Source organism: Plantactinospora sp. BC1 (assembly GCF_003030345.1).
GTDB lineage: Bacteria > Actinomycetota > Actinomycetes > Mycobacteriales > Micromonosporaceae > Plantactinospora.
In genome coordinates this window covers 7,494,565-7,508,242 of the sequence record NZ_CP028158.1, presented here as the reverse complement: position 1 = coordinate 7,508,242, position 13,678 = coordinate 7,494,565, and the positions used below count along the sequence as shown (strand labels likewise).

15 protein-coding genes are annotated in these 13,678 nt (G+C 73.5%); 3 read left to right on the top strand and 12 right to left on the bottom strand.

All coding sequences use genetic code 11. The features are described 5' to 3' along the window. The first annotated feature begins 20 nt into the window (after window positions 1-20). Together C6361_RS32970 and C6361_RS32965 are read left to right on the top strand one after the other, a co-directional pair. Window positions 21-317, top strand: a complete 297-nt coding sequence (locus C6361_RS32970; RefSeq protein ID WP_107260772.1) for a DUF1707 domain-containing protein — start codon at window positions 21-23, stop codon at window positions 315-317. A 163-nt stretch (window positions 318-480) separates the two neighbouring features. After that, the gene (locus tag C6361_RS32965; RefSeq protein WP_107270124.1) at window positions 481-1,224 is read left to right on the top strand and encodes a copper homeostasis protein CutC; all 744 of its coding nucleotides are present in this window, start codon (window positions 481-483) and stop codon (window positions 1,222-1,224) included. On the opposite strand, the gene C6361_RS32960 is transcribed toward C6361_RS32965, so the two are convergent. Genes C6361_RS32960 through tsaB form a run of 8 tightly spaced genes read right to left on the bottom strand, consistent with a single transcriptional unit; the run spans window position 1,202 to window position 9,245 of the window. After that, window positions 1,202-2,524: an MFS transporter gene (locus C6361_RS32960; RefSeq protein ID WP_107270123.1), complete on the bottom strand. Its 1,323-nt coding sequence runs from the start codon at window positions 2,522-2,524 to the stop codon at window positions 1,202-1,204. The genes C6361_RS32965 and C6361_RS32960 overlap by 23 nt on opposite strands. Further along, a complete protein-coding gene (locus C6361_RS32955) occupies window positions 2,524-3,153 on the bottom strand; it encodes a transcriptional regulator (RefSeq protein ID WP_107270122.1) in 630 nt (209 codons plus the stop codon). Before C6361_RS32955 ends, C6361_RS32960 begins: the two co-directional genes overlap by 1 nt. Before the next feature lie 55 nt (window positions 3,154-3,208). After that, window positions 3,209-4,972, bottom strand: coding sequence for an ABC transporter ATP-binding protein (locus C6361_RS32950; protein ID WP_107270121.1), 1,764 nt, complete (start codon window positions 4,970-4,972; stop codon window positions 3,209-3,211). Between the two features lies 1 nt (window position 4,973). Beyond that, window positions 4,974-6,680, bottom strand: a complete 1,707-nt coding sequence (locus C6361_RS32945) for an ABC transporter ATP-binding protein (RefSeq protein ID WP_107270120.1) — start codon at window positions 6,678-6,680, stop codon at window positions 4,974-4,976. Between the two features lie 58 nt (window positions 6,681-6,738). Continuing rightward, window positions 6,739-6,993: a hypothetical protein gene (locus tag C6361_RS32940; protein ID WP_107264243.1), complete on the bottom strand. Its 255-nt coding sequence runs from the start codon at window positions 6,991-6,993 to the stop codon at window positions 6,739-6,741. 20 nt (window positions 6,994-7,013) lie between these two features. Next, window positions 7,014-8,060, bottom strand: coding sequence for a tRNA (adenosine(37)-N6)-threonylcarbamoyltransferase complex transferase subunit TsaD (tsaD, locus tag C6361_RS32935; protein WP_107260782.1), 1,047 nt, complete (start codon window positions 8,058-8,060; stop codon window positions 7,014-7,016). Beyond that, a complete protein-coding gene (rimI, locus tag C6361_RS32930) occupies window positions 8,053-8,514 on the bottom strand; it encodes a ribosomal protein S18-alanine N-acetyltransferase (protein WP_107264244.1) in 462 nt (153 codons plus the stop codon). Before rimI ends, tsaD begins: the two co-directional genes overlap by 8 nt. Before the next feature lie 29 nt (window positions 8,515-8,543). Continuing rightward, on the bottom strand, window positions 8,544-9,245 hold the full coding sequence (gene tsaB / locus C6361_RS32925) for a tRNA (adenosine(37)-N6)-threonylcarbamoyltransferase complex dimerization subunit type 1 TsaB (protein WP_107270119.1): 702 nt from the start codon (window positions 9,243-9,245) through the stop codon (window positions 8,544-8,546). Between the two features lie 161 nt (window positions 9,246-9,406). On the opposite strand from tsaB, the gene C6361_RS32920 reads away from it, so the two are divergent. Next, window positions 9,407-10,108: a helix-turn-helix domain-containing protein gene (locus tag C6361_RS32920; protein ID WP_107270118.1), complete on the top strand. Its 702-nt coding sequence runs from the start codon at window positions 9,407-9,409 to the stop codon at window positions 10,106-10,108. A gap of 1 nt (window position 10,109) precedes the next feature. On the opposite strand, the gene C6361_RS32915 is transcribed toward C6361_RS32920, so the two are convergent. From C6361_RS32915 to alr, 4 genes are all read right to left on the bottom strand, one after another. Further along, window positions 10,110-10,796 (bottom strand): uracil-DNA glycosylase, encoded by a 687-nt coding sequence (locus tag C6361_RS32915; RefSeq protein WP_107260788.1) that lies wholly within the window; start codon window positions 10,794-10,796, stop codon window positions 10,110-10,112. An 82-nt stretch (window positions 10,797-10,878) separates the two neighbouring features. Continuing rightward, complete coding sequence (gene tsaE, locus C6361_RS32910; RefSeq protein WP_107270117.1) at window positions 10,879-11,382, bottom strand: tRNA (adenosine(37)-N6)-threonylcarbamoyltransferase complex ATPase subunit type 1 TsaE; 504 nt, start codon at window positions 11,380-11,382, stop codon at window positions 10,879-10,881. Between the two features lie 9 nt (window positions 11,383-11,391). Beyond that, window positions 11,392-12,450, bottom strand: a complete 1,059-nt coding sequence (locus tag C6361_RS32905) for an alpha/beta fold hydrolase (RefSeq protein ID WP_107264245.1) — start codon at window positions 12,448-12,450, stop codon at window positions 11,392-11,394. An 86-nt stretch (window positions 12,451-12,536) separates the two neighbouring features. Next, window positions 12,537-13,655: an alanine racemase gene (gene alr / locus C6361_RS32900; protein WP_107270116.1), complete on the bottom strand. Its 1,119-nt coding sequence runs from the start codon at window positions 13,653-13,655 to the stop codon at window positions 12,537-12,539. Window positions 13,656-13,678: the final 23 nt, after the last annotated feature.

The following is a 13,678-nucleotide window of genomic DNA, read 5'->3' as shown; positions in this document are numbered from 1 at the left end:
CGGGGCGTACGCTGTCCGGCGTGGACGGGCAACTGCGCGCCTCCGACTCGGATCGGCAACGGGTGGTCGCCGACCTGCAACGGCACACCGAACAGGGCAGATTGAGCCTGGAGGAGTTCTCCGAGCGGGTCGGTGCGGTCTACACCGCCCGTACCCTCGGGGAGCTGGCCACCGTCACCCGGGACCTGCCGGCGGCGCCGGAGGTCGCCGAGCCGGTCGGCGGCGGCACCGGAAGCCGGCGGGAGCTGCTGATCGTCTTCGCCGTCGCCGTCGCCACCCTGCTGCTGCTGGTGACCTTCATGGAGATCACCCGCTGAGCGCTTCGTCCGGTCCCGCCCCGGGCGTCACGTTCCGCCCCGCCGGACCGGCCGCCGAAGGCGTTCTTTCCCACATGCGGTTGCCCGGACCGATCGGGCACCCTTGGATGGCCCTGGTGGTTCGGGTTGTCAAGAACCTGGTTCGGTCATCGGAAAGGCTGGCATGAGCACGTTCGAGATCTGTGTCGACAGCGTCGAGGGGACGCTGGCGGCGGAGCGGGCCGGCGCCGACCGGGTGGAACTCTGCGCGGGACTGTTCGAGGGCGGGCTGACCCCCAGCATCGGCACCATCGAGCTGGCCCTGCGGCACGTCGAGCGGATCCGGGTGCACGTGCTGGTACGGCCCCGGGGCGGGGACTTCATCTACTCCCCGTACGAGGTCGACGCGATGGTCCGCGACGTGCAGGCGGCGGTGACGGTCGGCGCGCACGGCATCGTGATCGGTGCGCTGACCCCGGAGGGCGACCTCGACCTGCCGACCATGCGGCGGCTGCTCGATGCCTCCGACGGGGCGGACGTTACCTTCCACCGGGCCTTCGACATGGTCCGGGACCCGTTCGAGGCGCTGGAGCAGCTGATCGAGCTGGGCATCCCCCGGGTGCTCACCTCGGGTCAGGAGGAGACCGCGCTGGCCGGTGCTCCGCTCATCGCCGACCTGGTCGGCAAGGCCGCCGGCCGGATCGCGGTGATGGCCGGCGGCGGGATCAACGAGCGGAACATCGCCCGGATCGTCGCCGCCACCGGCGCCGACGAATACCACTTCACCGCCCGGGTCAGCTCGGACGGCCCGGCGACGCACCGCAACCCGGTACCCCGGATGGGTGGCGTGCTGAGCCGCCCCGAGTACCAGCGTTCGGAGACCTCGCCGGAGCGGATCGGCCAGATCATCGGCGCGGTGCGTCCGTAAGTTCCGGCCCGGCCGGCGTCGTCGACGCCGGCTCGGCCGGCGGGGTCGGCGGGGTCGGCGGCCGGTCGAGCCCGCGCCAGACCGGCATCACGAACGGCATGAGCGTGACCAGCAGGTACGCCACCGCGAAGACCAGGCAGGCGACCGGCAGCCGCAGTTCCTGCACGGCGAGCCCGCCGAGCAACCCGCCGAGCGGGATGCCGGCCCAGGCTGCCGCGTGCACCAGCCCGAGCACCCGGGCCCGGAGCCGCTCGGGAATCCGTTCGAAGCTCACGGCGCCCAGGATCGGGTTGACGGCCGCGACGGAGACCCCGGCGACGAACGAGATCAGATAGATCACCCAGAGCCGGTCCAGCAGGGCGAGCGCGACGAACCGGGGCGCCCCGGCGAGCAGGAAGCCGACCGCGAAGACGGCGAACCTCGGCACCCGGTCCGCCACGACGGTGAAGACGACGTTGCCCAGCACCGCGCCCAGGGCGAAACTCGCGGTGAGCAGGCCGAGCGCGGTCGACGACCGGATCACCTCGCTGGCCCAGACCGGGGTGAGCACCGAGGTGTACGCCGCGTCGGCCAGGTTGGTGACGAGCAGCATCAGCACGATGCCGTGCACCAGCCGGTCCCGCCGCAGGTAACGCAGGCCGCCGCGCAGCGCGCTCAGGTACGACTCCTGTTCCTCCTCCACAGTGGTCGCCTCCACCGTGGACTCTTCCGTCCTGTCGGCACGGTCCCGGGCCGGTACGGCGGCCGCGAGCACCGCCGCCGAGAGCAGGAAGGTCGCCGCGTCGAGGAGCAGCACCAGCGGGGCGTCGAGGATGGCGATCAGCAGCCCGGCCAGGGGCGCGCCGAGCAGGGTACCGAGCCGGCTGAGCCCGTCGTGCAGGCTCGTCGCCCGGGTCATCGGGATCTCCGCCGCCGCCACCGTCTCCGGGAACACCACCCGCTTGGCGGTGTCACCGAACCCGCGCAGCAGCCCGGCCACGGCGACGAGGCCGAGCAGCGTGCCGAAGTCGAGCGCACCGGCCAGGTGCAGCAGCGGTACGGCGGCCACCGCCACCGCGCTGCCCAGGTCGGCGACGATGCTGGTCCGGCGGGCGCCGATCCGGTCGATCAGTGGGCCGCCGAGGGCGCAGGCCAGCACGTACGGCAGCATCTCGGCGAACGCCACCAGGCCGGTCCTGGCGGCGCTGCCGGTGACCAGCAGGGCGAACCAGGGCAGCGCCACCATGCTCATCCGGCTGCCGACCAGGGAGATTCCCTCGGCGACCAGCAGTCCGACCAACGGCCGGCGGTTGCGGGTCATCAGTCCGCCGACTCCGGCGCCCGGTCGTCCTCCGTCGGGCGGTCGTCCTCCGGCCGCCGGTGGTGGTTGCGCCGGACGAAGGGCAGCAGCTGCGCCTGCACCACGAAGGGCTCGGCGTCCTCGGGCGCCGTCACGCCGGGCTCGTCGCGGCGGTACCGGCCGATCAGCGCGGTCAGCGCGTCGGAGAACTCCCGCGCCTCGGCCGGGGTCAACCGGAGCTGCCAGTTGCTCAGCGTGGACGTCCCCTCCCACTCCGCCGGCAGGTTGGTCAACTCGTTCAGCCACCGGTCCACCCGTTCGGCGTAGAGCGCGGCGACGGATCGCAGGTACGTCTCGACGTCGGGGAGGGCGTCCCGGCCGACCTCGCTGTCGAGTCGGGTGTTCCGGTGCGCGGCCCGCCACCACCGTTCCCGCCCGGCGCCCCGCCCGGGCTCCTCGACCACGAAGCCGTACTGGGCGAGTTGTCGCAGGTGGTAGCTGGTGGCGCCGGTGGACTGGTTGAGCCGCTCGGCGAGCAGGGTGGCCGTGGCGGGACCGTGCTCCCGCAGCGTGTTGAGGATCCGGACCCGCAGCGGGTGGGCGAGGCCACGCAGCGAGGTCGGGTTCAGCCGGACTTCATCCGCAGACATGTTTGCAACGCTATTCTTGCAAAGAGTTCTTTGCAAGAGGCCCGTGGCGATCGGCTCAGCGGCGGTCACCGTGCCAGGAGCGCCAGAGTGCCGCGTACGAGCCGTCGGCGGCGACCAGTTCGGCGTGCGGGCCCAGCTCGGTGATCCGGCCCTCCTCCACCACCGCGACCCGGTCGGCGTCGTGCGCGGAGTGCAGCCGGTGGGCGATCGCGATCACCGTACGGCCGCGCAGCACGGCGGCCAGCGAACGCTCCAGGTGCCGGGCCGCCCGGGGGTCGAGCAGCGAGGTGGCCTCGTCGAGTACCAGGGTGTGCGGGTCGGCGAGGACCAGCCGGGCGAGCGCGAGCTGCTGCGCCTGGGCGGCGGAGAGCGGATGGCCACCCGAGCCGACCTCGGTCTCCAGCCCGGCCGGAAGCTGCTCCGCCCAGTCCAGCGCGTCGACGGCGGCGAGCGCGGCGCGTACCCGGTCGTCGTCGGCGTCCGGCCGGACCATCCTGAGGTTGTCGCGGAGCGTACCGATGAAGACGTGGTGCTCCTGCGTCACCAGCGCGACCTCGGTACGCAGGTCGGCCAGCGGCAGGTCGGCGAGCGGGACACCGCCCACGGTGACCGAGCCGCTGCCCGGCTGGTGGATCCCGGCGAGCAGCCGGCCCAGCGTCGACTTGCCGGCCCCGGACGGGCCCACCATGGCCAGCCGCTCCCCCGGGGCCAGGGCGAGGCTGACGCCGTGCAGCACGTCCCGCCCCGGCTGGTAGGCGTACCGCACGTCGTCGACGACGAGCCGCTGGTCCGTCGGCCGGGCCGTCGTGGCCGCCCCGGCGGCCGGCGCGTCCCCGGGACGTTGGGCCACGCCGAGCAGCCGGGCCAGCGACGCGCCGCCGACCTGCACCTCGTCCAGCCAGGAGAGCAGCCGGTCGACTGGGTCCATCAACTGCTGCACGTAGAGGGTGGCCGCGGTGACCTCGCCGAGCGTCACCCAGCCCTCGACGTAGAACCAGCCGCCGAAGACCAGGGTCGCGGCGACCGGCAGCACGTAGCCGGTCTCGGCCAGCGGAAAGAAGACGGTACGCAGGAAGAGGGTGTAGCGCTCGGCCGCGTACGACCGGCGGATGTCGGCGTCGGTCCGGGCCCGGCGCCGGGCCTGCTGCCGGAGCGCCTCGGTGGTCCGGGACCCCTCCACGGTCTCGCTGATCCCGTCGGTGATGTCGGAGTAGGCGGCGTTCTCGGCGAGATAGCCGGTCCCGGCCCGGCGCAGGTACCAGCGGGTGGCCGGGACCAGGATCGGCACCGCGACGAGGGCGGGCAGGATGAGCAGTGGATCGGTCAGCAGCACCGCGCCGACCACGGCGCAGACCGTGACGACGGCGATCAGCGTCTCCGGCACGGCGAACCGGACCGACCGGGACAGCGCGGCGACGTCCCGGCTGCTCCGGGTCAGCAGGTCGCCGGTGCCGGCCCGCTCCACGGTGGAGAGCGGGATGGCCAGGATCCGGTCCACGAACTCCTCCCGCAGCTCGGCGAGGACCCGCTCGCCGAGCCGGGCCGAGGCGAAGTGGGCGAACCTGACCAGCACCGCCTGCGCCAGCACGAAGCCGGCGATCGCCAGCGCGATCCGGTCCACGGTCACCGTGCCGGTGCCCTGGGAGATCGCCTCGACCAGGTCGCCGAGGAGGCGCGGCGCGGCCAGGCCGGTGACCGCGGCGAGCGCGTGCAGCCCGAGCGCACCGGCCAGCGCGCGGGGATGCCGGCGGGCCAGGCCGCGGGCGTACCGTCGCACCTGCGCCGGGTCGGCGATCGGCAGCGAGTCGCGGGCTGTCACCTCAGTCCTCCTCGCTGCGGGTCACGACGGCGGCGTAGCGCGGCTCGGTGTCGAGCAGTTCGCGGTGCCCGCCCTCGGCCACCGCCTTGCCGTCGGAGACCAGGACCACGTGGTCGGCCCGGTCCAGCACCAGCGGGCTGGTGGTGCAGACCAGGGTGGTCCGGCCGCGCCGGGCCGGGCCGAGCCGGTCCGCGATCCGCGCCTCGGTGTGCGCGTCGACCGCGCTGGTCGGCTCGACCAGGATGAGGATCTCCGGGTCGGCGACCAGGGCCCGGACCAGCCGCAACCGCTGCTGCTGCCCGCCGGAGAACTCCCGGCCCCGCTCGGCGACCCGGCCGGCCAGCCCGCCCGGCAGCGCCGCCACGATGTCGGTGGCGCTCGCCGCGTCCAGGGCCGCCGCGATCGTCTCGTCGTCGGCCCGGTCGTGCGGGTTTAGCTCCGCGCGGAGCGGCCCGGAGAAGAGCCGCGCGTCGTTGTCGGCCACCATGATCCGGCGCCGGACCGTGCCCAGCGTCAGCTTCCGCAGGGGTACGCCGCGCAGCGTCGCCTCGCTGTCGACGTACCGGCCGAGCCGGTCGGCGATGGCGACCGCGTCCTGCGGTGCGGCGGCGGCGAGCGCGGTCAGCCGGCCGGGCCGCACCGTCACCCCGGACTCGACGTCGACCAGCTCACCGGGGCCGTCCGGCAGCGCGACCGGATGCTCCGGATCGGTGATCCCCGGTCGCAGGTCGAGCATGGAGACCACCCGACGGGCCGAGACGTGCCCCCGGGTGATCCGGTCGATCAGCTCGGTCAGCATCCGGAGTGGACCGATCAGGAAGACGGTGTAGCCGTAGAAGGAGACGAGCTGCCCGACGGTGATCTCGCCCCGGAGGGCGAACCGGGCGCCGAGCCAGGTGACCAGCACCAGGAAGATGCCGGGCATCAGGACCTGGGTGGCCTCCAGCAGCGCCTCCACCCGGGCCACCCGTACGCCGCCGTGCCGCAGCGCCTGCGACTCCGCCCGGTACCGTGCCGAGAAGACCGCCTCGCCGCCGACCCCGCGCAGCACCCGTAGCCCGGCGACGATGTCGCTGGCCCGGGTGGTCAGGGTCGCCTGCTGGTCCCGGTACGCCTCCTGCCGTCGGTGCAGTGGCCGGATGAGCACGGCGACCACAGCCATCAGCACCGGTACCCCGAGCACCACCACCAGGCCGAGCGGGACGGAGGTGGCGAGCAGGATCACGGTGATGGTGAGCACCGCGAAGAGCGAGCCGGTGCCCCGGGAGAGGATGTCGAGCGCGCCGCCGATGTGGTTGATGTCGGCGGTGCCGATGCTGACCACCTCGCCGGTGGCGAGCCGCTTGGGCAGGGTCGCGCCGAGCCGGTTGGCGTGGTCGACGGTGATCTGCACCGTCCGGTACGCCCCGGCCAGCCAGTTGAAGGTGGCGAACCGGTGCCGGACGATCCCGACGATCGCCTGGGCCACGCCGAGGGAGAGCAGCACCAGCCCCCACCGCAGCAGCGCGTCGGTGTCCCGGGCGATCAGACCGGCGTCGATCGCCCTGCCCAGTACGGCCGGCATCAGGGCCTGGCCGACGAAGGCGACCACGGCCAGTCCCATCCCCCAGCCGAGGGTGGGCCAGATCCGCGCGGCGAGCCAGAGCAGGAACCTGGTCGCCGAACGCCGGTCGGGCACACCCGGGTCGGGGACGGGTAGGGGGCGCATCAGGGTGACGGTATGGAACCAATCGCCACGATCGCCACGGGTTTTCCGCCGCTCCGGTTCAGCGGTCGACCTGGGTGAAGTCCCAGACGTGCGGGGTACGGGCGAGCATCCGGGCCGGCGGGTCGGGCAGCGAGACGGGGTTGGCCCGCCACTTCGAGATGACCACCAGCCGGTTGTCGGTGGAGGAGAAGACCTCGCTGGAGATGTGCATCGGGTCGTGTTCCAGCTCGGGCAGGGCCGTGTCGCAGACCCAGGAGATCAGGTCGGCGAAGCCGGCACGCTCGGCGCGTACCTCCCACATCCGTACGATCACGTCGGCCGTCACTCTCCCCGCTACACGCTGACGATCGTGAGCGGCATCGCGGAATCGGCGGGCAGGTCCAGCCGGCTCGGGGCCACGCCGGCGGCCACCAGGTGGGAGCCGAGCGCCGCGACCATCGCACCGTTGTCGGTGCAGAGCTTGGGCCGGGGTACCCGGACCCGGATGCCGTGTTTCGCCGCCCGTTCCTCGGCCAGCGCCCGCAGCCGGGAGTTCGCCGCGACACCGCCGCCGAGTACCAGCGTCTCGACGCCCCGGTCCCGGCAGGCCGCGATCGCCTTGCTGGTGAGTACGTCGCAGACCGCCTCCTGGAACGACGCGGCCACGTCCGGTACCGGTACCGGCTCACCGGCCCGCTGCTTCGCCTCGACCCAGCGGGCGACCGCGGTCTTGAGGCCGGAGAAGGAGAAGTCGAACCGGTGCGCGGCGAGGTCCTTCGGGGCGGTCAGCCCGCGCGGGAAGGCGATCGCGTCCGGAGTGCCGGCCCGGGCCTCCCGGTCGATCGGCGGGCCGCCCGGGAACGGCAACCCGAGCAGCCGGGCCACCTTGTCGAACGCCTCTCCGGCGGCGTCGTCGATGGTCGCGCCGAGCGGGGTGACCCCGGTCGCCAGGTCGTCCACCAGCAGCAGCGAGGAGTGCCCGCCGGAGACCAGCAGCGCGATCGCCGGCTCGGGCAGCGGGCCGTGTTCCAGGGTGTCCACCGCGACGTGCGCGGCCAGGTGGTTGACCCCGTACACCGGCTTCTCGGCGGCCAGCGCGTAGCCCTTGGCGGCGGCCACCCCGACCAGCAGCGCACCGGCGAGCCCGGGGCCGGCGGTGACGGCGATCGCGTCGATGTCCGCCAGGGTCACCCCGGCGTCGTCCAGCGCGCGCCGCATGGTGGGCACGATCGCCTCCAGGTGGGCCCGGCTGGCCACCTCCGGCACCACCCCGCCGAACCGGGCGTGCTCGTCCACACTGGACGCCAGCGCGTCGGCGAGCAGGGTGTGCCCGCGTACGACACCGACGCCGGTCTCGTCGCAGGACGTTTCGATCCCGAGGATCAGGGGTTCGTCAGCCATTGTTCGCCCGCTCCAGTTCGAGCTGCATCACCAGTGCGTCGGTGTTGCTCGGTTGGTAGTAGCCGCGCCGCACGCCGACCGGTTCGAAGCCGTACGTCGCGTAGAGGCGCTGGGCCGGTGCGTTGTCCACCGCCACCTCCAGCAGTACCCGGCGTACGCCGTGCCGGTTCGCCTCGGCCAGCAGTTCGACCAGCAGCATCCGGCCGATGCCGCTGCGCTGGGCGTCCCGGCGTACCGCCACGTTCTGCACCCACGCCTCGTCCGGCGGGGCGAGGGCGAGCCCCGCGTAGCCGACGAGCGCGTCGGTGGAGTCCAGCGCCGCGACGTAGTGGTGCCCGTTCGCCAGTTCGTTCCAGAACATCGCCGCCGACCACTGCTCGGCGCCGAAGAGGTCCGCCTCGATCAGCAGCGCCTCGGAGATGTGCCACCAGCGGAACGGGCTCAGCCTGGTCACCGCGGCGCTACCCTCCCCGACCGCCGTCCTCACCGCAGGACCGGTTTGCGGCCGGTCGCCGCCACGGCGTCGGGCCGGCGCAGGTAGAGCGGTGTGAGCTGCTCACCGGGGGCGCCGGCCCGGACCCGCTCGGCCGCCAGCTCCGCCAGGGCGTACGGCGGGGGGTAGTCCAGGCCGGCTCGCGGCGGTAGTCCGAGGATGTCGGCGTACCGGTGGGCTCCCTCGCCGACCGCGACCCGGACGCCGAGGTCCCGGGCCCGCTGCGCGACGGCGGCCGGGACGTCGACCTCGGGCCCGGCCAGCCGCTCGCCGGCCAGGTCGTAGACGGCCCAGTAGATCTCCCGGCGGCGGGCGTCGGTGGCTGCCAGCACCGGCCCGACCTCGGGGGCGGCGCCGGACCGGGGATGGGTCGCGGCCCACCCGATGGCGTCGAGCGAGGGCACGCCGTAGGTGGGGATGCCCAGCACCTGTCCCATGGTGGCCGCCGTGACCAGGCCGACCCGCAGCCCGGTGAAGGGCCCGGGTCCGACCCCGGCCACCACGGCGGCCAGGTCGGCCGGCCGGGCGCCGGCCTCGGCGAGCACCTCGGAGACCTGCGGCGCGAGCAGTTCGCCGTGGGCCCGGGCGTCGACGACACTGCGCTCGCCGCGCGGCGAGACCGCGTCGGCGGTGATCTCCGCCAGCGCGGCGGTCACCGCCGGGGTCGAGGAGTCCAACACGAGTACGAGCACATAGGCACCCTAACCGGGCGGTCGCCCCGGGCTGACGGGACCCGGTCGGGTCGGGGCGTGCACCGGCCTGGCCCCGGGTAGTCCGGTCAGCAAGGTGCCAGGGAGTCACCTTGGTGACACAGTGACACCTTGCTCGCCGGGATAGCGGCAGCATCCGAGGAATGCCCACATCCCGGCTGACCGCCCTGATCGGCACGACACTGCGGCAGCAGCGCGAGCTACGTGGCCTCACCCAGCACGCGCTGGCCCGGCTGGCCGGCACCGATCGGTCGACGGTGACCCGGATCGAGCAGGGCGAGCGGGCGCCGACCGTGGCGATGCTGGAGAAACTGCTGGCCGCGCTCGGCCTCCAGCTCACCGTCGGCGTCGAGCCGCTCGATAGCGAGATCGACACCCGGATCGACGAGTTGGCGGCCCGGAGTGTGGCGGAGCGGGTCGACGCGGTCGGTCTGGACCGGATGCTGGACCGCCTCGCGGAGCTGCCACACGTGTTGACCGGGACCACGGCCGCCCTGTTGCAGGGTGCGCCGGTGCCGGTGGGCGACCTGGAAATGGCGGTGGCCTGGCGGGACGCCGAACGGTTCGCGGATTGGCTGGAGCGCCACTACGCCCAGCGCTGGAACCCGGCGTGGGAGGAGTTCGGCTACCTACCCACCGATCCGCGCGACCCCGGCGAGCACCGCTGGCAGGTGGTCGGTGGCGTGCTGCGGGCCGGCATGTGCGAGGAACTGCCGGAGGCGATCGAGGTCCGACACAGCGACCGGAGCTATCGGGTGGTGCCGCTCGCGCTGGTCGAGGCGACCGAGCCGGCCACCGCCGAACTGCTGCGGCGGTGGCGGGCCCGGCTCGCTCGAACGGACTGAGTCAACGGGCCGAGAGGTCCCAGTCGACGGTGGGCCGACCGGCGTCGGCGAGCGCCTTGTTGCAGGCGCTGAAGGGGCGGCTGCCGAGGAAACCGCGAGGGTTCATCGGGCTGGGGTGGCCGGCCTCCAGCACCACGTGCGCCGGGTTGGTGACCAGGGCCGCCTTCTTGCGGGCGTAGCCGCCCCAGAGCAGGAAGACGACCCGGTCCGGGCGGGCGTCGAGGGCCTTGATGGTGGCGTCGGTGAAGGCCTCCCAGCCCCTGTTGGCGTGCGATCCCGGAGTAGCCTGCCGGACGGTCAACACGGCGTTGAGCAGCAGCACGCCCTGGCTCGCCCAGCGGGTCAGGTTGCCGCTGCGCGACACCGGCACCCCGAGATCGTCGGCCAGCTCCTTGAAGACGTTGCGCAGCGACGGTGGCACGGAGACGCCGTCCCGGACGCTGAAGCTGAGCCCGTGCGCCTGACCCGCCCTGTGGTAGGGATCCTGGCCGAGGATCAGCACCCGGCAGTCCTCCGGGGCGCAGAGCCGGTAGGCCGTGAAGAGATCCTCCAGCGGGGGGAAGACGGTCTGGGTCGCGTATTCCCCGGCGACGAACTCGCCCAACGCGGCGGTCTGGGCCGGATCGAGGTGCGGGTCCAGCGCCGCCCGCCAGGCCGGGGGCAGCAGGGCCGGAAGATCCAGGGTCATCGGTAACCTCTCGAACGCCACTGTCGTTTCCCGCACTCTAGAAGTCCGGTACGACAGCGGGGATCCCGGTACCGCGACCCTCTCAGCGCAGCTCGGCGAGACGGTCGGCCCAGTCGCCACCGAACGGCACCAGCTCGATCCGCCGGGTGTCGTCGTCCCGCCGGTCGATGACCACCCGCAGATGCGTGTCCACCAGGTGCTCGACCATGCCCTCGCCCCACTCGACCACGGTGACCGCCTCGTCGACCGAGGCGTCCAGGTCGAGGTCGTCGATCTCGGCCCGGGGGTCGACGGCTTCGCCCAGCCGGTACGCGTCGGCGTGCACCAGCGTGACCCGACCGCCCCGAGCCGGATCGGGCCGGTGCACCCGGGCGATCACGAAGGTCGGCGAGGTGATCTCGCCGAGTACCCCCAGACCGGCCGCGATCCCCTGCACCAGCGCGGTCTTGCCGGCGCCCAGCGGGCCGGTCAGCACCAACAGGTCCCCGGGGCGGAGCAGCCGGCCCAGCCGCCGCCCGAACTCGTGGGTCTGCGCCACCGTCGGCAGCTCGCGGACCAGCTCGGTACCGCGCAACGCGTCACTCATCGGGACAGCTCAATCCCTTCCTCGGCCGGGCAGCCGGTCGAGGAAGTCCAGCAGCGCCCGGTTGACCTCGTCGGCGTGTTCCAGCATCACCACGTGCCCGCTGTCGGGCACCTTGACGTACTCGGCGTCCGGCAGCCAGCGGACGATCTCCTCGGAGTGGGTGACCGGTGTGATCATGTCCCGCTCGCCCACGATCACCAGCGTCGGACTGTCCCGCAGCGCGGCCAGCACCGGATAGCGGGCATGGGTGTAGATGGTGCGCAGATAGCGGGCCACCGTCTCGGTGGAGGTCCGCGAGTTCATCTTCTCCACGTAGGAGACCAGCGCCGGGCTGGGCGTCGGGGTGCCGAAGCCGTACCGGCGGGTGAGCAGCCAGGCCAGGTTGGCCGAGGCGCGCCGGGCCCGGTCGAGGACGCTGCCGGTCAGCCGGGTGGCGTTGTCGACCACCGGCAGCAGCGGTGCGCCGGCCCGGGCCACGATCGTCGGCAGGCCGAACTTCGTCTCCGCCACCAGCCCGCCCGAGGTGGCCATCAGCACGGTACCGATCACCCGCTCGGCGAAGAGCTCCGGATAGCGCTCCGCGAACGCCATGATGGTCATGCCGCCCATCGAGTGCCCGACCAGCACCAGCGGCCCGGTCGGCGCGGTCCGGTCGATCACCGAGCGGAGCGTCTCGCCGAGCGCCTGGAGCTGGTATTCGCCGGACTCCAGTCGGCCGGACCGCCCGTGTCCCGGCTGGTCGTAGAAGACCAGCCGGTCCTCGCCCAGCTCGGTCAGCATCCTGCGCTGGAAGTGGAAGGTCCCCATGTCCAGGCAGAAACCGTGCACGAAGACCAGCGTCGGCCGCCCCGGACCGGGCGGCGGGCCCACCATCTCGACGTGGATGTCGGTGCCGTCGGCGGTGGAGACGATGCAGGACTCGTCGTAGGGCAGCGTGCCGAAGGGCTCCGTCGCGTACCGGTCGCCGGGAGCGGTCTTGGAACGGCGTACCACCGCCCGTTCGGCGGCCACCCCGGCGGCGATGCCGGCCGCCGCGACCCCGGCCGCCGCGCCGATGATCCCGGCCACCCGGAAGAGTCCGGTCCGGGTCTGGGTACGCCGGGACGGCTGCCGCTGCGCCGGTACCCGCGACGGGGCGAGCCGCTTGGCCGGGCTCACGGCTGCCGTCCGTCGTACACCCGGGGCACCCGGACCCCGCCGAACCGGGTGACGATCTCGTAGTTGATGGTGCCGATCGCCTCGGCCCAGTCGTCGGCGGTCGGTACCCCCGCCGCACCGTCGCCGAAGAGCGTCGCCACGTCGCCGGGGACGACCGGGTCGTCGCCGCAGTCGAGCACGATCTGGTCCATGCAGACCCGGCCGGCAATTCGCCGCCGGGCACCGGCGAGCTGGACCGGGCCGACGTTGGAGGCGTGCCGGGGCACCCCGTCGGCATAGCCCAGCGGCACGACGGCAAGCGTCGTCTCCCGCTCGGTGTGGTACGTGTGCCCGTAGGAGACGCCGGTGCCGGCGGGCACCCGCTTGGTCAACGTCACCCGGGCCTGCGCGGTCATCGCCGGCCGCAGCCCGAACTGCTCGCCGGGGACCGGCGACAGCCCGTACATCGCGATGCCGGGACGGACCAGGTCGAAGTGGGTGTCCGGCCGGGTCAGCGTGGCCGCCGAGTTGGCCAGGTGCCGCAGCCGGGGGCGCAGCCCGGCCCGCTCGGCCAGGGCGAGTCCCTCGGTGAAGACCGCGAGCTGCCGGTCGGTGGTGGCGTGCGTCGGCGCGTCGGCGTAGACCAGGTGACTCCAGAGCCCGACCACCTCGATCAGCCCGTCGGCCTGGGCCTTCGCCGCCGCGTCGAGCAGCTCGGGCCAGTCGTCCAGGGTCGCGCCGCCCCGGGAGAGGCCCGTGTCGATCTTGAGGTGGGCCCGGGCCGGCCGGCCGGCGCGCTCGGCGGCGGCGACCAGTTCGGCGAGCTGGCCCAGGCTGGCGGCGGCCAGGTCGACGTCGGCGGCCACCCCGTCGTGCAGCGGCAGCCCGGGCGCCAACAGCCAGGCCAGCACCGGTGCGGTGATCCCGGCCCGGCGCAGCGTCAACGCCTCGTCCAGGGTGCAGACACCCAGCCAGTCGGCCCCGGCGTCGAGCGCCGCCCCGGCGGCCGGGAGCATGCCGTGGCCGTACGCGTCACCCTTGACCACGGCCATCAGCTCGGCGCTCGTCCCGGACCGCAGTCGGGACACGTTGTCGCGGATCGCGTCAAGATCGACGCGTACCTCGGCCTGCCACATGCGCTCAGCCTACTTGTGGGTAG